The sequence below is a fragment of the Aminobacter aminovorans genome (genome assembly GCF_900445235.1).
Lineage (GTDB): Bacteria > Pseudomonadota > Alphaproteobacteria > Rhizobiales > Rhizobiaceae > Aminobacter > Aminobacter aminovorans.
On the sequence record NZ_UFSM01000001.1, the window covers coordinates 2,940,037 to 2,960,704 of the forward strand.

The following is a 20,668-nucleotide window of genomic DNA, read 5'->3' on the forward strand; positions in this document are numbered from 1 at the left end:
TTTATTTCTGGTGCAGAGGTGCGGGGGCGCCGCCTTGTCAACGCAAAAGCCTTCCGCTACGCCCCGATCATGACAGTAACAGTTCGCTTCGCCCCTTCGCCCACCGGCCGCATCCACATCGGCAATGCGCGCACCGCCTTGTTCAATTGGTTGTTCGCCCTCAAGCACAAGGGGCGTTTTGTCCAGCGCTTCGACGACACCGATGTCGAGCGCTCGCGGCAGGAATTCGCCGACTCCATTCTCTACGACCTGCACTGGCTCGGCATCTTTCCCGACCAGACCGAGTATCAGTCGCGCCGCTTTGCCAGCTACGATGCAGCCGTCGACAAGCTCAAGGCATCAGGCGTGCTCTATCCGTGCTACGAAACGCCTGAAGAGCTCGACCTGCGCCGCAAGGTGCGGCGGACGCGCGGTCTGCCGCCGGTCTATGGCCGCGAGGCGCTGAAGCTGACCGATGCCGAACGCGAATCCTACGAGCATGACGGGCGCAAGCCGCATTGGCGCTTCCTGCTGCCCAATTTCGTCTCCGATCCGTTCGCAACCCAGCGTACCGACGTGCACTGGACCGACATCGTGCGTGGCGAAGAGACCGTCGATCTGGCGTCCCTGTCCGATCCGGTGCTTGTGCGTGAGGACGGGACCTATCTCTACACGCTGCCGTCAGTGGTCGACGATATCGAGATGGAGATCACCCACGTCATCCGCGGCGACGACCATGTCACCAATACCGGTGTGCAGATCGCGCTGTTTCGCGCGCTCGGCGCCGAACCGCCTGTTTTCGGCCATCACAACCTGCTGACGACAGCGTCCGGCGAGGGGCTGTCCAAGCGCACCGGTGCGCTTTCGATCGAGAGCCTGCGCGAAGGCGGCATCGAACCGATGTCGGTTGCCTCGCTCGCCGTGCTTGTCGGCACGTCGGAGAATGTCACCGCGGTGCCGAACCTTGGCGAACTTGCCGAAAAGTTCGATCCGGCCGCAACCTCGAAATCGGCGGCGAAGTTCGATCCCGAAGAGCTCGTGGTGCTCAATCGCGCGCTGCTGCATCACATGTCCTTTGACGAGGTGCGCGACCGCCTGATGGTGCTTGGCGTCAGCGGCGACCATGCCGAAGCGTTCTGGATGGCTGTGCGCGGCAATCTCGACAGACTGCCGGATGCCGTGTCGTGGTGGCGCATCCTACGCGAAGGGCCGCAGCCGGCTGCCGAAATCGCCGATGAGGATCGCGAGTTCGTCGGTCAGGCGCTGGACCTTTTGCCGGAGGAGCCGTGGGACGGCAATGTCTGGAAAGACTGGACGGCCAAGGTGAAGAAGGCGACCGGCCGCAAGGGCAAGGCGCTGTTTATGCCGCTGCGGCTCGCGCTCACCGGGCTGGAGTCGGGCCCGGAGCTCGCAGATCTATTGCCGCTTGTGGGTCGGGAAGGAACGTTGGCCCGACGGCCCTGACCTTGCGGTTGGGATCTGGCGCATGACGCGGCGCTGCCGGTGCCGGCGGCTCTGTCACCACGGGCTTGGCTTGCGGGGCGCTCGGCAGCGGGCGCCCTTCGCCGGCAATGACTGAAAAATTCCTGTTCAGGCTGACATTGCAACCGCAGGCGGGTACGCGCGGCAGGTCGACGCGCTTGTAGCGGTAGGCGGTCGCAAGATTGCGGTAGGGCTGGCCGGAGCGGGCGGAAACCATGCTCTCCTGCGGCTGGCCGGCATGCAGGTGATAGAACAGCTCGATCTCGGTTCCCGGGCAGCTTGCTTCGCAGTTCTTCTCGTCACGCTGGAAATCCGACAGGTCGGCGGCGTTCGACATCGGGAAGAAGTAGCCGTCGCAGGTGCGCACGCACAAGGTGCGGTATTCGCCCGCGCCTTGCTGCCTGTTGCGGCCGATGACGATGTGCTGCGGATAGCTTTCATTGAAGCTCAGAGTAGTTGCCTCGCCGCCGCGGATGATCGTCGCGCCGGCCTGCTCTGGCGCGGGATCGTTGGTTGTGGCTTCTTCCACCTCATCGCCCTGATCGTTGCAGCCGGCGAGTTGCATGGCATCGAGAATGCGGATGCGCTCGCGCCTGACGTTCCTGTTGGGGCGTGCCGACTGGCCGTCGAGCTTGCCGAGATTGTCCTGCATCTCAGTGATCTTGGCATTGAGCGCGGCGCATTGGGCGATCATGTCGCCCGAGATCGCCCTGTCGCAACCAAGATCCGAGGCCCTGATGCGGGCAAGGTCGATCTGGTCCTGCTGGGTGGCCGCGGCGGCGGCGAATTCGTCCGGCTGGGCGAAGCTGCCGGTCGCCTGCGCGGGCAGGCTCGCCAGTTCGGTCTCAAGTTCGAGACACTGGGCCGTGACGGCGAATGAAGACCCGGTCGCCAGAAACGACACGGCAACAGCAGCCAGCAATGCGATGGCTGGCCGCTTCACCGGGAATTTGCTTCTGCCGCGCCCGAACATCCCGCTTTCCCGCAGTGCCGCGCGATGGGTGCGCCACTGCAACAGCATGAAATGGTGCATGTTCCGACCCAGACACTCCCAATCCGGCGCACGCACCTGCCTCGGCTCTAACCCTAGCGCCGACGAGGTTAACCGTTTCTTTGGAAACGGCTGACCCCACACCGGGTCAGGACACTGCGTTCGCCCGCTGCGACGCCTCGACGACGGCGAGTGCGGTCATGTTGACGATGCCGCGCGAGGTGACCGACGGCGTCAGGATGTGCGCCGGCTGGGCCGTGCCGAGCAGGATCGGCCCGACATGCAGCGCGTCCATCATCGTCTTGACCGTGGTCAGCGCGATGTTTGCCGCGTCGAGATTGGGGAAGACCAGCAGGTTGGCTTCGCCCTTCAACGTCGAGTGCGGATAGACGCGCTGGCGCAGCACTTCCGACAGGGCGGAATCGCCATGCATTTCGCCGTCGCTGGCGAGTTCCGGCGCAATCCGCTTCAGGATCGCGGCAGCCATGCGCATCTTCTGGGCACTTTGCGAGTCGCGCGAACCGAAATTCGAATGCGACAGCAAGGCCGCCTTGGGCTCGATGCCGAAGCGGCGGATCTCGTCGGCCGCCAGCATCGTCATCTCGGCGATCTCTTCGGCGGTCGGGTCGACGGTGACGTAGGTGTCGGTGAAGAACAGCACGCCGCGCTGCGAGATCAACATCGACAGCGCCGACAGATCGCGGTCCTTGACGCCGTCACGCGCGCCGACGATCAGCGTGACGTTGCGCAGGTGGCGCTCGAAACGGCCTTCCAGGCCGCAGATCATGGCATCGGCATCGCCGCGCTTCAGCGCGATGGCGGCGATGACCGTGTTGTTGGTACGCACCATGGTACGTGCCGCCTCGGGCGTGATGCCCTGGCGGCCGCCGAGGTCGATCAGGTGGTCGACATAGTGGCGGTAGCGCGGATCGTCCTCGGGATTGATGACCTCGAAATCGACGCCCGGCCGGATGCGCAGGCCATAACGCTTGAGCCGGACTTCGATGACATGCGGACGGCCGATCAGGATCGGCTTGGCCAAGCCTTCCTCGAGCACCACCTGGGCGGCGCGCAGCACGCGCTCGTCTTCACCGTCGGCGTAGATGACGCGCTTGGACGTCGCCTGCTTGGCGTTGGAGAAGATCGGCTTCATCACCAGGCCGGAGCGGAAGACGAAGCGGCTGAGCTTTTCGACATAGGCGGTGAAGTCGGCGATCGGGCGGGTCGCCACGCCGGTCTCACAGGCCGCCTTGGCGACGGCCGGCGCGATCCTCAGGATCAGCCGGGGGTCGAAGGGCGAGGGGATCAGAAAGTCGGGGCCGAAGGTCGGCGTCTCGCCGGAATAGGCGCGTGCCGCGACGTCGGACGGTTCCTCGCGGGCGAGGGCGGCGATGGCACGGACGGCTGCCATCTTCATCTCTTCATTGATGGCACGCGCGCCGCAGTCGAGGGCGCCGCGGAAGATGTAGGGGAAGCACAGGACGTTGTTGACCTGGTTCGGGAAGTCCGAGCGCCCGGTGCAGATCATCGCGTCAGGACGGGCAGCGCGCGCCGCTTCCGGCATGATCTCGGGATTCGGGTTGGCCAGCGCCAGGATCAGCGGCTTGTCCGCCATCTCCGACAGCAGTTCCGGCTTCAACACACCGGCCGCCGACAGGCCGAGGAAGACGTCGGCGCCGCCGATGACATCGGCCAGGACGCGTGCGTTGGTGTCCTTGACGTAAGGGTCCTTCCAGCGGTCCATTTCCTCGACGCGGCCCTTGTGGGCGACGCCGAAGCGGTCGGTGACCCAGATGTTCTCGACCTTGGCGCCAAGCGACACCAGGAGGTTGAGGCAGGCGAGTGCGGCAGCGCCTGCGCCCGAGGTGACGATCTTGACGTCTTCGATCTTCTTGCCGGCGAGTTCCAGGCCGTTGAGGACAGCCGCAGCGACGATGATCGCAGTGCCGTGCTGGTCGTCGTGGAAGACCGGGATACGCATCTTGGCCTTGAGCTGCTCCTCGACCTCGAAGCACTCGGGCGCCTTGATGTCCTCGAGGTTTATGCCGCCGAAGGTAGGCTCGAGCGCCGCGATGGTGCTGACCATCTGCCCGATCTCCGGCGCGTCGATCTCGATGTCGAAAACGTCGATGCCGGCGAATTTCTTGAAAAGGACGGCCTTGCCTTCCATCACCGGCTTGGACGCCAGCGGGCCGATATTGCCGAGGCCGAGCACGGCGGTGCCGTTGGAGATGACCGCGACAAGATTGGCACGGCCGGTGTAGTCGGCGGCGGTTTCGGGGTCGTCCTTGATGGCGAGGCAAGGGGCCGCGACGCCGGGCGAATAGGCCAGCGCCAGGTCGCGCTGGTTGCCGAGCGGCTTGGTTGCCTGGATTTCGAGCTTACCGGGGATCGGGTGCTTGTGGAAAAAGAGCGCGGCCTGGTCGAGGTCGGAGAGCGCTTCCTTTTTCTTGTCGTTCCCGGCCATCTATCGCTCCTTGCAGAATCCGCATCAAAGGCCGTTCTTAGCACGACACTGACATTTTTGGAGGTGTCAACGCCCAGATGGGAGTTGAATCAGTTTCAAGCGCTGGAACGGCAATCATTCCAGACGCTTGACGAAGATTGCTGATATCTCGAATCAACCGTCAGAAGGAGCTGACATAGAGCCCGCCATCGACCGGGATGTTCTGGCCGGTCAGATAGCCGGCGTGAACCGAGCATAGGAAGGCGCAGATCTGACCGAATTCTTCCGGCGTGCCGAGGCGCCCGGCCGGGATTTCCGCGCTCAGGCGGGCGCGCCGCGCGGCACCCTGTTCGGGGTCCTCGACGATGCCAGGCTCGTGCGGGCCGCGCAGGCGATCGGTGTCGAGCTTGCCCGGCAGCATGTTGTTGATGGTGACGTTGCGGTTGGCGACGGTTCGCGCCACGCCGGCCAGGAATGCAGTCAGGCCGGCGCGGGCGCCCGACGACAGGTCGAGGCCGGGGATCGGCGTATAGACCGAAAGCGAGGTGATGTTGACGATGCGGCCGAAGCCGCGCTCGGCCATGCCGTCGAGCACCGCTTTGATCAGTTCGATCGGCGTGACCATGTTGTTGGTGACGCCTTCGAGGATTTTTGCGCGGTCGAGCTCGCGGAAATCGCGATAGGGCGGCCCGCCATTGTTGTTGACCAGTATATCGGGGGACGGGCAGGCGGCGAGCAGCGCCTTCTGCACCTCCGGATTGGCGACGTCGCCGGCGATCTCCGTGACCTTCACGCCGAATCGCGTGCGGATTTCCTCTGCCGTGCGGCTGAGCGCTGCAGCGTCGCGGCCATTGAGGAACAGCTCGCAGCCGGCTTCGGCGAGCGCGATGGCACAGCCCTTGCCAAGGCCGCGGCTCGACGCACAGACGATTGCCTTCTTCCCGCTGATCCCGAGATCCATGATGTGCGTCTCCTGTAGGTGATGATCCACCCTAGGACCGCAGGCCGGCGACTGCAACCGTCATACGGCTGTTGCATGAATCTGGGCATAGCGACCGCGACAGCAACGGGTGGAATGCCATGTCAGGCACCGGCACACGCAGTTTCAGAACGCTTTTCATCTCCGACGTCCATCTCGGCTCGAAGGGTGCGAAGGCCGACTATCTGATCGACTTCCTGCGTCACCACGAGGCCGAGACGATCTTTCTCGTCGGCGACATCGTCGATGGCTGGCGCCTGCGCCGCTCCTGGCACTGGCCGCAGACGCATAACGACGTCGTCCAGAAGCTGCTGCGCCAGGCGCGCAAGGGCACGGCGATCACCTACATCGCCGGCAACCACGACGAGTTCGCCCGCATGTTCCAGGGCGTGCATTTCGGCGGCATCGTCGTCGCCGACCGTGCCATCCACGAAGCGGCCGACGGCAAGCGCTTCCTGGTCATCCATGGCGACCAGTTCGACGCGGTGGTGCAGAATGCGCGCTGGCTCGCTTATCTCGGCGACTTTGCCTATGACGCCGCAATGGCGACGAACCGGCTCGTGGCGCGCTTTCGCCGCACCTTCGGCCTGCCCTACTGGTCGTTCTCGTCCTGGGCCAAGGTCAAGGTCAAGAAGGCCGTCAACTTCATCGGCGCCTTCCAGGACGTGCTGACCGAGGAAGCGCGGCGCTCGGAAGTCGACGGCGTCATCTGCGGCCATATCCATCATCCAGCGATCGAGAACTTCGACGGCATCCAGTACATCAATACCGGCGACTGGGTCGAAAACTGCACTGCCGTCGCCGAGGATTTCGACGGCAACTTCGTCATCCTGCGTTGGCCGCATGTGCTGGCCGGCAAGCTGGTCAATGAACCCTTCGTACCGATGGTCGTCGACCAGCGTGTCGACAAGGCCGCCGCCTGAACGGAACGACATCGATGTGCAGCTCCAGATACGCCTCGCGTCCCTGGCGGGACGGACCGGGCCATGCGGCGATATCGGCACTGCGCGTCGCCGAGACGCTGCACAGACGGGCGCGACGGCTCGGCGCGCAGCACGTGCCCATGGCAGCGCACGCGACGCCGCGCCTTGGCCGATAAGGCCCTTGGAGCTTGGCCCAAGCTTTGGGCCGTTGCGCCGAGCCGTCGGCTTTCGTGGCGCGGCCACCCATGGTAAGGGATCAGGCAAATCGGTGAGGCTTGGTTGGTTCGGGTCGCGCCCGGACACGCTTACCCACCATGACATTACCGCCACTCACGCCAGAACAGCAGGTCAAGCCGCGACGCTTTGAACTGCGAATCTCCCTGCTTTTCGCGGCACTGTTCGTGCCGATGGGCGTGCATCTGCCGTATTTTCCGCTCTGGCTCGAAGCCAAGGGGTTCGATCCCGAGCAGATTGCCATCGTGCTGTCGGCACCGATGTTCCTGCGCGTCATCACCACGCCGCTGATCGCCGCCATGGCCGATCGTGCCAAGGACCGCGCCAACGTCTTCATCTTCCTGGCGGCATCGTCCCTGCTGCTGTCGCTCGGCTATTTTCTCGAGCCGACCTACCTCATGGTCCTGGCCGTCTCACTGGCGCTGGCGGTGGTGTGGACGCCGCATTCGCCGATAGCCGATTCTCTCGCGCTTTCGGGGGTCCGCCGCTTCGGCTCCGACTACGCGGCGATGCGCATCTGGGGTTCGATCGCCTTCCTCGCCGGCAGCCTTGGCGCAGGCTTCATCCTGTCGCTGACCGGTGCGGATGCCGTGCCGGCGATCATCTCGATCGGCCTGCTCGGCTGCTTCTTGATGTCGTTCATCGCGCCGCGCCTTGGTCGGCCGCGCAAGGCGTCACCGCTCTCGGCGACGGACATGCAGGCGGCGCCAAAGCTGTTCAACCGCTATTTCCTGCTGATGGCCGGCGGCACCGGCGTCATCATCGGCAGCCACGGCTTTCTCTATGGCTTCGTGTCGATCTACTGGAAGTCGCTCGGCATCAACGAGACGATTGTCGGGCTGTTGTGGAGCTGGGGCGTGGCGGCCGAAATCGTCATGTTCATGTTCTTCACGCGGCTGTTCGGCTCCAGATCGACGGCACTGGTGCTGGTGCTGGCCGGCGCCGGCGCCATCGTCCGATGGATCGCATATCCGTTGATCTGGCCGCTCGGCCTCGGCGTGGCCGGCTTCTTTGCCGTGCAGAGCCTTCACGCCGTGTCGACCGCATTGGTGCTGATCGGGGTGCAGAAGCTGATCGCCGAGTCGGTTCCGGAAGAGCGCACCGGTGCTGCCCAGGGCGTTGCATACTTCGCCAATGGCATGTCGATGGCGATCGTGACGCTGCTGTCCGGCCCGCTCTACCAGCGCTTTGGCGTCGACGGCTTCTATTTCATGGCAGCGGTCGCTGCCTGCGCGATCGTGCTTGTGCTGCTGGCGTCCCGCTCAACCCCAAAGCTCGGGCAGGGGCGGCGACACCATTGAACCCTCGTAGACAAGCCCCGGCGAACGGTCGCGCGCCAGCAGCAGCGGGCCGTCGAGGTCGACGAATTCGGCGCCCTGGGCAAGCAGTACCGCCGGCGCCATGGCGAGCGAGGTGCCGACCATGCAGCCGACCATCACCTGGAAGCCAAGCGCGCGGGCCTGGTCGCGCAGCTCGAGCGCTGCCGTCAGGCCACCCGACTTGTCGAGCTTGATGTTGACGGCGTCGTAGCGGCCCTTGAGCGCGGCGAGATCGGCGGCGATGTGGACGCTTTCGTCGGCGCAGATCGGCACCGGATGCGCGATGCGGCCGAGGATCTGGTCGGCGCCGGCGGGCAGCGGCTGTTCGATCAGCGCGATGCCGAGCTGCGCGGCGACGGCGAGATTCTCGGCGATATTGGCATCGGTCCAGCCTTCGTTGGCGTCGAGGATGATGCGGCTGTCGGGCGCGGCTTCGGTTACGGCGCGGATGCGGGCGATGTCGTTGTCGCCGCCGATCTTGACCTTGAGCAGCGGCCGCGCCGCGTTGGCGCTTGCCTGGGCTGCCATCGCCTCGGGCTCGCCGAGCGACAGTGTGTAGGCAGTCTCAAGCGCCAGTGGCACCGATATGCCGAGCCTGTCCTTGACCGGCACGCCGCTCAACTTCGCTTCCAGGTCCCACAGCGCGCAGTCGACGGCATTGCGCGCCGCACCCGCCGACATCAGCGTCAGCAGTTCGACGCGCGAAGCCCCGTCCTCGATGGCGCGGCGCGCCTGTTCGATCGCCTCGGCCACACCAGCCATGGTCTCGCCATAGCGCTTGTAGGGCACGCACTCGCCACGTCCGATGACGCCTGATTCGGCGATTTCACAGGTGATGACCTCGGCCTCGGTCTTGGAACCACGGGAGATGGTGAACGTTCCGGCGATGGGAAAGCGCTCGTCAACGACCGAAAGGACACGCCTCATGAAAATCTGCTCCATTCAACTGCTTGGCTTGGCTGCGAAAATCGACATGCCGCAGCCGACACGTTAAGTAGTGTGCCATGTTGACCATCGGCAAACGGGAAGCAAGCGGCGGGGCAGCCGACGGCCGAGATCACCGACCGCAGGTTGCTGTGGCGGAGCGCGAAGGCGTGCTCGCCTGCGTCTTCACCGGTATCTGGACCACCCGCACCGTTGCCTTCGTCGACGCCGAAATGCGCAAGATCGAAGCCCGCGACGGCTTCAAGACGCTTGCGCTCGACCTCGGCGGCATCGAGAAGATGGACACCGCCGGCGCGTGGGTCATCGACAGGCTCGTCAACGCCAATGAGAAGAAGGGTGTCGAGGTTCGGATGGAAGGCCGCAGCGAGGTGGCCACGATTCTGCTCGGGGCAGTCGGCGAGGCCGTCCGGCGCGAAGGCGAATCCGCTCCCGCTGGACCGCCCAACATCATCATGCGCATGCTCGAGGCTGTCGGCCGCCGCGTCTATGAGATGCGCGACGATTTCCTGGCCTCGATGAACATCCTCGGCGCGACCATTCGCGGCGCCCAGATGAAGCTCGGCCGCGGTCATGCGGTCAACCCTGCCGCGATCTTCAACCAGATCGACCGCATGGGCGTCGGCGCCATTCCCGTCGTCGTGCTGATGTCGGCGATCGTCGGCGCCATCGTCGCCCAGCAGGGCGCCTATCAGCTTGCCTATTTCGGCGCCGACATCTTCGTCGTCGACCTCGTCGGTGTGCTGGTGCTGCGCGAACTCGGCGTGCTGATGACCGCGATCATGATCGCCGGCCGCTCCGGCAGTGCCATCACCGCCGAAATCGGCTCGATGAAGATGCGCGAAGAGGTCGACGCGCTGACGGTCATCGGGCTCAATCCCATCGGCGTGCTGGTCTTTCCCAGGCTCGTGGCCCTGGTGATTGCGCTGCCGTGCCTCACCATCATCGCCAACTTCGCCGCCCTTGGCGGTGGAATTCTTGCAGCCTGGCTTTATTCCGACATTCCGCCGGCTGCCTTCATCGATCGCCTGCGCCTGGCGATCGACCTCAGCACCATTTCCGCCGGCCTGATCAAGGCGCCATTCATGGCGCTGATCATCGGCACCATCGCCTCCGTCGAAGGCATGAAGGTCGGCGGCAGCGCTGAATCGCTTGGTCTCCATGTCACCGCGTCGGTGGTCAAGGCGATCTTCGTCGTCATCATCCTCGATGGCCTGTTCGCCATGTTCTACGCAGCGATCAACTTCTGACATGGCAAGCCGGGCAAAGACCATTCAAGTGGAAAGCCGCGGCGCGGAAACGCGCGGCGAGGTGGTGCTCTCGGTGCGCGATCTGACGGTGGCCTTTGGCGACAAGGTCATTCTCGAAGATCTCGACCTGGACATCAGGCGCGGCGAGATTCTCGGCTTCGTCGGCGCGTCGGGCGCCGGCAAGTCTGTGCTGTTGCGCACGGTGCTCGGGCTGATCCGCAAGCAATCCGGCACGATCGAGCTGTTCGGCGTCGATCTCGAGCAGGCCAGCGAGGAGGAGCGGCTCAGGATCGACATGCGGCTCGGCATGCTGTTCCAGCATGGCGCGCTGTTTTCGGCGCTGACCGTGCTGGAAAACGTCCAGGTGCCGATGCGCGAGTATCTCGACCTGCCGAAACAGCTGATGGACGAGCTCGCCATGCTCAAGATCGAGCTTGTCGGCCTGCCGCCTGACGCGGCCCGCAAGTTTCCCTCCGAGCTGTCCGGCGGCATGATCAAGCGCGCGGCACTGGCGCGCGCGCTGGCGCTCGACCCTGACATCGTCTTCCTCGACGAGCCGACTTCAGGCCTCGATCCCATCGGCGCGGCCGAGTTCGACGAATTGGTCGGCAAGATGCGCGATACGATGGGGCTCACCGTCTACATGGTCACCCACGATCTCGACAGCCTGTTTTCGGTATGCGACCGGGTTGCGGTGCTGGGCAACAAGAAGGTGCTCGTCGAAGGCACGATTGAAGACATGCTGAAGAGCGAAGAGCCGTGGGTAAGGTCGTATTTCCGCGGAAAACGCGCGCGGCAGCTTGATCTTGCCGCAAGGGCATAGAATGGAATGATGTGATGGAGACCAGGGCAAACTACGTCATTGTCGGCATCTTCACGCTGTTTGCCGTTCTGGCCGCCTTTGCGTTCGTCTATTGGACGGCGGCAATCGGTGAACGCGGCGAGACGGCAACGTTGCGCGTCCGTATTCCCGGCTCCGCGTCGGGCCTGGCCAGGGGCAGCTTCGTGCTGTTCAACGGCGTCAAGGTCGGCGACGTCCGGCGCGTCTATCTCGACATTTCCAATCCCCAGGTGGCGATCGCCGACGCCGAGATCGACAAGCTGACGCCGATCACCCGGTCGACCCAGGCGGACATCGGCCTGGCCGGCCTGACGGGCCAGGCCAATATCGAGCTCAAGGGTGCCAGCATCAAGGAACCTAACCTGCTCGACCAGGCCGAGGCCGAAGGCAAGATTGCCGAGATCGTCGCCAATCCATCCGCCGTGACCAACCTGCTGCAGACGGCGCAGGACATCTTCAAGCGCGCTGACGCCGTGTTGAACAATCTGGAAGGCTTCACCAACGATGTCCGCGGGCCGCTGACCGAGACCGTCGGCAACGCCCAGAAATTCTCCGAGTCGCTGGCGCGCAATGCCGATGGCGTCGACAAGTTCCTGGCGAGCGTGAGCGCGCTGTCGGAGCAGCTGTCGGCGGTGTCGGGCAAGCTCGACGGCACGATCGAGGCGGCGGAAGGCCTGCTCAAGTCGGTCGATCGCGACAAGGTCAAGAACATCGTCGCCAGCGTCGACACTTTCACCAAGAACCTGAGCGCCCAGAGCGACCAGCTTGACGGCATCGTCAAGGGCGTCAACACCGCAGTAGCCTCGATCAACGATTTCGCCCAGAAGACCCAGCAGACGCTGACCAAGGTCGATGGCGTGCTCGAGGGCGTCGATGCTGCAAGCGTACGCGAATCGCTCGACAACATCCGCAAGGCCAGCGAGAGCGCCAACAAGGCCGCCGCCGACGTCGCCAAGGTCACCGACAAGTTCGGCGACCGCGCCGACGACATCGACCAGATCATCACCGACGCCAAGCAACTGGCGTCGCGCCTCAACCAGGCGTCGGTACGCGTCGACGGCGTCATGGCCAAGGTCGACAAGCTGCTCGGCTCGGGCGAGGCGGAGGGCGTGATGTCGGACGCCAGCGCGACGTTGAAGTCGTTCAAGCAGGTTGCCGACACGCTGAACTCGCGGCTGGCCACGATCATGGACGGGCTGTCGCGCTTCTCCGGACAGGGTCTGCGCGACGTCGATGCGCTGGTGCAGGATTCCAGGCGCTCGATCGGCCGCATCGAGCAGGCCATTTCCGACCTGGAGCGCAATCCCCAACGCATCATCACTGGCGGCGAGGGCAGCGTCCGCGAGTTCGACGGGCGGGTGCGTCGTTGACATCGCCGGCATGCCACACCATGACAGTAGACGAGGGTGTTTCGCGCACGGCGCGGGTGAGTCTTGTCCGGGGACAACACGTGAAGTCTGCTAGATCTGTTTTGCTGCTGACCGCAGTGGCGCTGGCGCTGTCCGGCTGCACCTCATTGTTCGTCAGCACGCCGCCGCCACTCGACACCTATGAGCTGACCGCGCCCGCGGTCGACGGCCGCGACGGCCCGAGCCGCCGCCAGATTCTGATTGCCGAACCATCGGCGCTCAAGTCGCTCGACGGCCAGAGCATCGTCATCAAGCCGTCGCCCGGTTCGATCCAGTTCCTCAAGGGCGCGCAGTGGTCGGACAGGCTGCCGCGCATCGTGCAGGCACGCCTCGCGGAGACCTTCCAGCGCGCCGGCGGCTATATCGGCGTCGGCAAGCCGGGCGAGGGCCTGGCCATCGACTATCAGGTGATCGTCGAGCTGCGCAGCTTCGAGATCAAGGTTGGCGGCGGCGAGCGCGCCGAGGTCGAACTGTTCGTCAGGCTGCTCAACGACCGCAACGGCCAGGTGCGCGCTTCGCGCGTCTTCACCGCTGGCGCGCCGGTTTCCGGCAGCGGTAACGATGGCTATGCGGCGGCGCTCGACCGCGCCTTCGGCCAGGCTGCGACCGAAATCGTCAAATGGACCGAGACGTTGATCTGAACAGGTCAGCAGGGGAATGAGACAGCAGGGCAACGCGCCCTGTCTCCGGCTTTCGCCCACCCCTTATCGTCATTGGCTGTCAGGCGCGATCAAGCGCTTGCCGTCGTCGTCCAGCAGGCAGCGATCTCGCTGCCGACCGTGATCCCGGCGCCCCTGGCAGGTTGCTGCTGTCTTTTTGCATCTTCGGCTGCCTGTCGATGGAGGTCCGGCCCTTACCGCGCTGCCCAAGGCAGAACCCACGCCGCAAGCCGCGAGCGCGGACAATAAAAAGGGCAGCAGGTGATGCCTGCTGCCCTTCTTGCCTATTGCCATTGCCTAGGGGCGGTGGCCAGCCTTACTTCAGGCGGCCAGCCGCATGCGCCAGCATGGTGTAGACCTTGCCGGTATCCGAGGTCAGGTAGGTCTTGGTCATGATGCTGTCGCGGTCGTTGCGCGAGACGTCCTTCAGCAGTTTCTCGAAATCGTCGCAATAGCGGTCGACGGCCGAGCGGAACTCGCCATCCGACTGATACTTGCGGCGGATCTCGTCGAAGGTCTGCTGACCCTTGAGCGTGTAAAGTCGGCGGGTGAAGACGTCGCGTTCGCCGCGGCGATAGCGATCCCACAGCTCGATCGAGGCGTCATGGTCGATGGCGCGCGCGATGTCGACCGACAGCGAGTTGAGCGACTCGACGACATGCAGCGGCGAACGCTGGGCCGGCACGGCGCGTGGTTCGGCCTGGGCTGCGCCACGGGTCAGCTGCTCTTCGCGCGAGGCACCGGTCAGCAGGTCGCGGACCCATCCGCCTTGCTGCTGGCCACCACGGCTGGCCGGTTCGCGAGCCGGCTGCTGTGCCGGTGCTGCCGGAGCCGGGCGCTCGATGTCGAGCGTGCCACGCAGGGTGGCGCCGGCGAGCGGTGCCGGAGCCGGGCGCTCGGGCTGCGGCTGGGGTGCTGCCGGGCGGCGAGGCGGCTGGGCCTGCGGGTTGCGCAGCGACGCGTCGGAGACGTCGACGCCGCGGCCCGACTTGGCAACGATCGCCGACAGTTCCTTGAGCGCGTTGATCTGCTCCGAAACCGCCCGGCGGATGGCCGTCGTCGATTCCTTGGCTTCCTCAGGCATGTCGAGCACGCCCTTCTTGAGCTCGGCGCGGGTGCTTTCGAGCTCGGTCTTGATCGAGCCTGCGGTGCGGCGCATGTCCTCGGTGGCGTCGGCGAAACGCTTGGTCGCCGTCTCGACGACGTCGGAGATCGCGGCACGGATCTTGTCCGCCGACTCCATCGTCTTGCCTTCGGCGTTTTCGAGCGTCTGGCCAACCAGGCGCTCGAACGACTGCATGACGCGCTCGAGGTCTTCCGATTTCTTGACCAGGCCGACGGCCAGGTCTTCCAGCGACGACTGGCGCTCGAGCGTGTGCTCGAGGTTGCTCTGCGCCGAGGACAAGAGGTTGGAAGCGCTCGACAGCAGGCGGCTGTGCTCGTCGAACTTGGTGGCGATGGACGCCACCTCGCGCAAGGTGCTGGACGACAGGTCGGTCAGGCGGTTGGTGTTCGAGTCGACCAGGCGGGCGGCGCTCGAGAAGGTCTGAGCGGCCTTCTCGGTGGTGTTGGCGAAGTTCGAGGTGCTGCTGGTCAGGCGCTCGTCGACATTGGCGAGGTTTGCCGTCGCCTGGTCGATGAGGTTGCCAAGCTGCGCGCTAGACGTCGTCATGCGGCCGATCAGGTCGGCGACGCTTTCGGCGAGCGTCGAACGTGCACCCTCGACAGCCGACAGCGTCTCGGCCGTGCGGTTGGCGAGCGCGTCGACGAGGGCGGCGTTTTCCGAACGCAGCTTTTCGGTTGCCCGAGCGGTGGCTTCTTCCATCGAGCGGTGCAACTCGGTGCCGCTTTCGGCGAAGCGGTCGACCAGCGGGCGTGCCGTCTCGTCGAGGATCTTGGCGATCTCGTTCGAGCGTTCGGTCAGCATCGCGTTGAGTTCGCGCGTGTTGGTGCCGATGGTGCGGGCAGCTTCGTTGGTGCTCTGGCCGATATGCTGGCCGACGGCGGTGAAGGTCTCGGCGATCACATTGGCGCGGGCGACAAGCTGTGCCTCGGCCTGTGTGACCTGTTCGTTGAGCTTTTGGCCCATCGATTCAGCACCGTAGGCGAGGCGGTTCTCGGCGCTCGACAGGTGTTCGCCGATGCGGGCTGCGACGCTTTCGGCGCCGGCAGCCAGGCGCTCATCGACATTGGCCAGCGTCTCTTCGATGGCGCGGGCGCGGGCATCGAGATCGGCCGAGGTGCGATGGGCGCGGGCAACGACACGCTGCTCGGTCTCGTTGAAGGCGCTGGCGATCAGTGCCGCATGCTCGCCGATGCCCGAAGTGCTCTCGGTGACGCGAGCGGCAAGCTGGCGTCCTGCCTCGTCGAAGGCCTGACCGATTTCCGATGCGCGGCCGAGCAAGGCCTCTGACGTCTGGTCGACGCGTGCAGCGATGCGGCTGTCGGCTTCGTCGAAGGCGCGGCTGATCTCGGCAGCGCGGCCAAGCAGCGTTTCCGCCGTCTGGTCGACGCGTGCAGCGATGCGGCCGTCGGCTTCCTCGAAGGTCCGGCTGATTTCGGCAGCGCGGCCAAGCAGCGATTCGGCCGTACGGTCGACGCGGGCGGCGATCCTGCCGTCGGCTTCTTCGAAGGTCCGGCCGATTTCGGCGGCACGGCCGGCAAGCGTGTCGGCGGTCTGGGCCGCGCGCGCTGCGAGCCTTTCGTCGGCTTCCTCGAAATTGCGGACGATTTCGCCGGCGCGGCTTCCGAGTGTCGCCGAGCTGTCGGCGACACGGGCCGCGATGCGTTCGTCGGCTGCATCGAAGATGCGGCTGAGTTCGCCGGCACGGCTGCCGAGCGAATCCGCGCCTTCGGCGATACGGGCGGCGAGCTTTTCGTCAGCAGTATCGAAGATGCGGCCGAGTTCGGAGGCGCGGGCGGCAAGCGCGTCGGCGGATTCGCCGATGCGCATGCCCAGGCGTTCGTCGGCCGTGTCGAAGTTGCGCAGGATGTCGCCGGCGCGAGCCGACAGGGCATCCGCGGTTTCGATGGCGCGGGCGATGAGCGAGCGGTCGGCGGCGTCGAAGGTGCTGGCGATCTCGCCTGCCTTGGCCGACAGCGTGTCGGCGGTTTCTTCGGCGCGCGCCAGGAGCGCGTTCGACGTTTCGTCGGCGCGGGCGGCAAGGCGGCGGTCGGCTTCTTCAAAGGCACGGGAGATGTCTTCAGCACGGGCGAGCAGGGCGCTCGACGTCTGTTCGGCACGCTCCGCAATGACGCGGTCGGCGTCGCTGAAGGCCTTGCCCGCCTCTTCGTTGAGGGCGGCGGTCACTTCCATGACCTTTTCGCGCAGGGCGCCGGCAACGAAGACGGCGCTCTTTTCGAGCACGCCGCGGACATTGTCGACACCCAGCGACAGGGCGCGTTCCATGGTGCCGGTGCGCTCTTCGATCACGCCGGTCTGGCGACGGAAGGTTTCCTCGATCTTCTCGATGTCGCCGGCAATCGCATCTGAGATGTCGACTCTGCGGGCGGCGATCTGGTCGATGTGGCCTGATATGGCGAGGTCGATGTCGCGGCGGGCTTCGCTGAGCTTGCCGAGATCCTCATCGAGCGCACGGGCCATCGTGTCGCGGCCTTCGGCGAGCTTGCCGACATGACCGGCGACGATGTTGTCGATGCTGGCGCGGCTGTCGTTCAGCATGGCGAGGTCGGCTTCGAGCGCCTTGGTCAGCGTGTCGCGGCCGGCGGCCAGCTTGTCGACCTGGCTGAGCATCATGCCGTCGATCTTGGCGAGGTCGGCTTCCAGCGCGCGGCGCAGGATGTCGCGGCCTTCGGCCAGTTTCTCGACCTGGCCGGCGACCAGACCGTCGATGCCCGAGCGGCTTTCGGCCAGCTTGGCGAGGTCGTCTTCGAGCGCCATCGACAAGGTGCTGCGTTCGGCGACCAGGCGTTCGGCGTGGCTCGAAACAAGACCCTTGACGCTGTCGAGGTCGGCTTCGAGCGACCGGGCCAGCATGGCGCGGTCTTCGGCGAGCTTCTCCGACTGGGACGCTACGGTGTTGCGGATGGCATTGAGGTCGGCTTCGAGGGCGCGCTTGAGGATGTCGCGGCCTTCCGCCAGTTTCTCGACCTGCCCGGCAACGAGACCGTCGATGCCCGAGCGGCTTTCGGCCAGCTTGGCGAGATCGTCTTCCAGTGCCTTGGACAGGGTTCCACGCTCGGCGACCAGGCGCTCGGCATGGCTCGACACCAGGCCCTTGACGCTGTCGAGGTCGGCCTCGAGCGAACGCGACAGCATGGCACGGTCCTCGGCAAGCTTTTCCGATTGCGAGGTGATCGTGCTGTGGATCGCGTTGAGGTCGGATTCGAGGGCGCGCTTGAGGATGTCGCGGCCTTCGGCCAGCTTCTCGACCTGTCCGGCGACCAGGCCGTCGATACCCGAGCGGCTTTCGGCCAGCTTGGCGAGATCGTCTTCCAAGGCCTTCGACAGGGTGCTGCGCTCGGCGACCAGACGCTCGGCATGGCTCGAGACCAGGCCCTTGACGTTGTCGAGGTCGGTTTCAAGCGCGCGCCTGAGGATGTCGCGACCTTCGGCCAGCTTCTCGACCTGTCCGGCGACCAGGCCGTCGATGCTGGCGCGGCTGTCGGCCAGCTTGGCAAGGTCGGTTTCCAGCGTCTTGGAGAGCAGGGTGCGCTCGCCGGCAAGCTTTTCGGCATGGCCTTCGATCAGGCCATGGACGTTGGCGATGTCGGTTTCCAGGCTGCGCGAAAGTTCGGCGCGGTCGGACGCGATCTTGGAGGAATGGCCGTCGACGAGCGCCTTGATGCCGGCGAGGTCGGTTTCGAGCGCGTTGGCCAGGATGGCGCGGCCCTCGGCGATCTTCTCGACCTGACCGGCGACGAGGCCGTCGATGCTGGCGCGGCTGTCGGCGAGCTTGCCGAGGTCGGCTTCGAGCGCACGCGACAGAATATTGCGGCCTTCGGCCAGCTTGCCGACATGGCCTGCGACCATTTCATCAATGTTCGTACGGGCTTGAACAAGTTTCTCGGAGTCTTCCACGAGCGCCTGGGCGAGCTGTTCGCGGCCCTGGGCAAGCTGGCGGAACTGACCGGTGAGCGTGTCGTCGATGGCCTGGCGCGACTGCTCCAGCTTGCGCATGTCGTCGTCGAGAGCACGCGTGATCAGGCTACGGCCTTCGGCAAGCTTCTGCACCTGGAAGCCGACGGCGGCTTCGATGCTGGCGCGGCCCTCGGCGAACTTGCTGAGGTCGTCGCGAAGCGCTGCGGCCATGCGGTCGCGTGCCTCGGAGAGCTTGGTGGTGTGGTCTTCCACGGCCTGCTCGATGCCGACGCGGGCTTCGGACAGGCGCTGGATGTCGCCGTCGAAGGCGCGCGAGACTTGATGGCGGGCTGCCTCCATGCGGCCGGCGAAATCGCTGGCGCGGGCTTCGAGCATGGTCGAGGTCGAGGTGATGATGTCGGCGAGGTCGGTGCCGATCTGGGTCTTGCCCTGGTCGATCATCGCCGACAGCGAGTCTCGGCCCTCGACGAAGGTGGTGGCGATTTCGCGCGCACGCTCGACCAGCGTCTCGTTAATCTGGCGGGCGCGCGCTTCGAGTGCCGCGTTGAGCTTGGCAGTGCCGGTGTCGAGCGCTTCGGCGCGGGTCTGGAATTCGCCGATCAGCGCCTGGCCGCGTTCGGCCAGCGTGCGTTCGATGCCGTGCAAGCTTGCCTCGAACTCGGAATTGATCGTCTTGGCGGCGCCGCCGAGCAGCGAAACCATGCCCGAGGTACGGTTGTCGAGGAGGTCGGTCAGCGAGCGGGTCACCTCGTCTGTGCTCTGCGTCAGCTTGGCGATGCGGGTGTCGAGCAGGCTGGCGAAGGCTTCGCCCGAGGTCGACAGGCGGTCGCTGAGCGAATCCATGCGGTTGTCGATCGCCTCGAACAGGCCCATGCCGCCTTCGTTGATGCGGTCGATGAGCGTGTCGCCGGAATTGGTGATCGTCATCGACAGCTTGGTCGAGGCATTCAGGATGCTGTCGCGGATGATGTCGCTGGCCGAGCCGAGCTCGTCGCGCAGCGTTTCATGGGCGCCGGAGATCGAGGCGCGGACGCGCTCCGCATGGGAGACAACGGCCTCGCGCTCGCTGCCGAGACCATCGACGAGCGAACGGATGCGGGCGGCATTCTCGGAATAGGAGCGCTCGATCTGGTTGACTTCGGTGTGGACGAGCGTTTCGAGCTCGACGGCACGCGCCAGCGTGCGTTCGATGCCTTCGCCCATGGCCGCCACTTCGCGACGCACGGCCTGGCCGACCATCATGACGCGGTCCTGCGCCATGTTTTCGGGCTCGGCGAGGCGGAAGGCGACTTCGGTCATCGACTGCGCAGCAATGCGCATTTCCTGGGCGCGGCGGATCATCGCGGCAAAAGCCCAGAACAGCGCGATCGGCACGATGGTGGCGACGAGCAGCATCAGCAGGCCGGGACGCGCCAGCGCGTCTTCGAACGAGCGGATGGTCCAGATGCTGGGGGTGACGATGCGGTCAGCCAGCGCCACTGCGCCGGCAACCCAGGCAACGGAAACCAGGCCGACCATCCAGTAGATGGTGCTGGACGCGCGGCGGTTCAGGCTGTGCAGCAGCGACTTGTAATCCTTGGCGCGATCGTCATTCGCGGGCTTGAAGCCTTCGGGCTGCAGCGGCCGGGTCTCGACGGGACGCAACTGGGTCGGCGGCTCGGCGGCACGTGCCACCGGAGCGGGCTCGGCCTTCGGCGCAGCAGCCTTCTGCTTGCGGCCTTCGCGTGCCAATTCTTCGGCTGCCTGCGAAATCTGTGCTTCGAGATCGTCCATCGATGCGGCCATGTCGAGGCCGCCTTCGTCGCCACTCAAGTCGAGGTCGAGCGCCTGCTCTAGCTCCTTGGCCACGTCGAGATCGAGGTTCTTTGTCGGAGTTGATTTTTTCGCCATGCCTTCGCTACCCTGTACTAAAGACGCGGATTTGCTGGACTTTTTGTCCTATTTTTGTCCGCGGCCGAGGCTCAATATGGACTGCCCGTATCGTAGTGACACAATCGGGTAAAGAAAACATGCATTCGCCCCGATACGTAAAAGTTTAAATATAAGGTTAACACTGCAGTGATTATTGGCCCCGATCCCGTGCGGTTCCTGGCTTTGGCAGGTTAACGGGTTATCCACATGGACGCCCTAGCTTACCAACCCAAAGGCGAGT

The 20,668-nt window shown here is 65.2% G+C and carries 12 protein-coding genes; 7 read left to right on the forward strand and 5 right to left on the reverse strand.

The window, feature by feature from the left end:
• Positions 1–69 precede the first annotated feature (69 nt).
• Complete coding sequence (gltX, locus tag DY201_RS14515) at positions 70–1,443, forward strand: glutamate--tRNA ligase (protein ID WP_115733798.1); 1,374 nt, start codon at positions 70–72, stop codon at positions 1,441–1,443.
• On the opposite strand, the gene DY201_RS14520 is transcribed toward gltX, so the two are convergent.
• The 3 genes from DY201_RS14520 to DY201_RS14530 all read right to left on the reverse strand — a co-directional run bounded on the left by DY201_RS14520 (position 1,361) and on the right by DY201_RS14530 (position 5,859).
• The gene (locus DY201_RS14520) at positions 1,361–2,404 is read right to left on the reverse strand and encodes a DUF2865 domain-containing protein (RefSeq protein WP_165915872.1); all 1,044 of its coding nucleotides are present in this window, start codon (positions 2,402–2,404) and stop codon (positions 1,361–1,363) included. The two genes, gltX and DY201_RS14520, sit on opposite strands and share 83 nt — an antisense overlap.
• A gap of 196 nt (positions 2,405–2,600) precedes the next feature.
• A complete protein-coding gene (locus tag DY201_RS14525; RefSeq protein WP_115731808.1) occupies positions 2,601–4,919 on the reverse strand; it encodes an NADP-dependent malic enzyme in 2,319 nt (772 codons plus the stop codon).
• A 160-nt stretch (positions 4,920–5,079) separates the two neighbouring features.
• Positions 5,080–5,859, reverse strand: coding sequence for an SDR family oxidoreductase (locus tag DY201_RS14530; protein WP_115731809.1), 780 nt, complete (start codon positions 5,857–5,859; stop codon positions 5,080–5,082).
• 119 nt (positions 5,860–5,978) lie between these two features.
• Here DY201_RS14530 and DY201_RS14535 point away from each other — a divergent pair, with 119 nt between their 5' ends.
• Positions 5,979–6,800, forward strand: coding sequence for a UDP-2,3-diacylglucosamine diphosphatase (locus DY201_RS14535; RefSeq protein ID WP_115731810.1), 822 nt, complete (start codon positions 5,979–5,981; stop codon positions 6,798–6,800).
• 314 nt (positions 6,801–7,114) lie between these two features.
• Positions 7,115–8,335, forward strand: coding sequence for an MFS transporter (locus DY201_RS14540; RefSeq protein WP_115731811.1), 1,221 nt, complete (start codon positions 7,115–7,117; stop codon positions 8,333–8,335).
• Here DY201_RS14540 and dgcA read toward each other — a convergent pair.
• The gene (gene dgcA / locus DY201_RS14545) at positions 8,297–9,280 is read right to left on the reverse strand and encodes an N-acetyl-D-Glu racemase DgcA (protein WP_115733799.1); all 984 of its coding nucleotides are present in this window, start codon (positions 9,278–9,280) and stop codon (positions 8,297–8,299) included. The two genes, DY201_RS14540 and dgcA, sit on opposite strands and share 39 nt — an antisense overlap.
• Before the next feature lie 77 nt (positions 9,281–9,357).
• Between dgcA and DY201_RS14550 the strand changes: the two genes are divergently transcribed.
• The 4 genes from DY201_RS14550 (at position 9,358) to DY201_RS14565 (ending at position 13,436) form a co-directional block, all read left to right on the forward strand.
• Positions 9,358–10,545 carry an ABC transporter permease gene (locus DY201_RS14550; protein WP_115731812.1) on the forward strand — a complete coding sequence of 396 codons (1,188 nt, stop codon included), beginning with the start codon at positions 9,358–9,360 and terminating at the stop codon, positions 10,543–10,545.
• A gap of 1 nt (position 10,546) precedes the next feature.
• Complete coding sequence (locus tag DY201_RS14555) at positions 10,547–11,368, forward strand: ABC transporter ATP-binding protein (protein ID WP_115731813.1); 822 nt, start codon at positions 10,547–10,549, stop codon at positions 11,366–11,368.
• Between the two features lie 14 nt (positions 11,369–11,382).
• Complete coding sequence (locus DY201_RS14560) at positions 11,383–12,756, forward strand: MlaD family protein (protein WP_115731814.1); 1,374 nt, start codon at positions 11,383–11,385, stop codon at positions 12,754–12,756.
• Between the two features lie 80 nt (positions 12,757–12,836).
• Positions 12,837–13,436: an ABC-type transport auxiliary lipoprotein family protein gene (locus DY201_RS14565; protein WP_245432000.1), complete on the forward strand. Its 600-nt coding sequence runs from the start codon at positions 12,837–12,839 to the stop codon at positions 13,434–13,436.
• A gap of 334 nt (positions 13,437–13,770) precedes the next feature.
• Here DY201_RS14565 and DY201_RS14570 read toward each other — a convergent pair whose 3' ends face one another.
• On the reverse strand, positions 13,771–20,406 hold the full coding sequence (locus DY201_RS14570; protein WP_115731816.1) for a kinesin: 6,636 nt from the start codon (positions 20,404–20,406) through the stop codon (positions 13,771–13,773).
• Positions 20,407–20,668: the final 262 nt, after the last annotated feature.

Bases quoted from the DNA above. Each gene is read 5' to 3' on its own strand.
- gltX (WP_115733798.1), top strand. From the start codon at position 70: ATGACAGTAACAGTTCGCTTCGCCCCTTCGCCCACCGGCCGCATCCAC.
- DY201_RS14525 (WP_115731808.1), bottom strand. From the start codon at position 4,919: ATGGCCGGGAACGACAAGAAAAAGGAAGCGCTCTCCGACCTCGACCAG.
- DY201_RS14530 (WP_115731809.1), bottom strand. From the start codon at position 5,859: ATGGATCTCGGGATCAGCGGGAAGAAGGCAATCGTCTGTGCGTCGAGC.
- DY201_RS14535 (WP_115731810.1), top strand. From the start codon at position 5,979: ATGTCAGGCACCGGCACACGCAGTTTCAGAACGCTTTTCATCTCCGAC.
- DY201_RS14540 (WP_115731811.1), top strand. From the start codon at position 7,115: ATGACATTACCGCCACTCACGCCAGAACAGCAGGTCAAGCCGCGACGC.
- dgcA (WP_115733799.1), bottom strand. From the start codon at position 9,280: ATGAGGCGTGTCCTTTCGGTCGTTGACGAGCGCTTTCCCATCGCCGGA.
- DY201_RS14550 (WP_115731812.1), top strand. From the start codon at position 9,358: ATGTTGACCATCGGCAAACGGGAAGCAAGCGGCGGGGCAGCCGACGGC.
- DY201_RS14555 (WP_115731813.1), top strand. From the start codon at position 10,547: ATGGCAAGCCGGGCAAAGACCATTCAAGTGGAAAGCCGCGGCGCGGAA.
- DY201_RS14560 (WP_115731814.1), top strand. From the start codon at position 11,383: ATGGAGACCAGGGCAAACTACGTCATTGTCGGCATCTTCACGCTGTTT.
- DY201_RS14570 (WP_115731816.1), bottom strand. From the start codon at position 20,406: ATGGCGAAAAAATCAACTCCGACAAAGAACCTCGATCTCGACGTGGCC.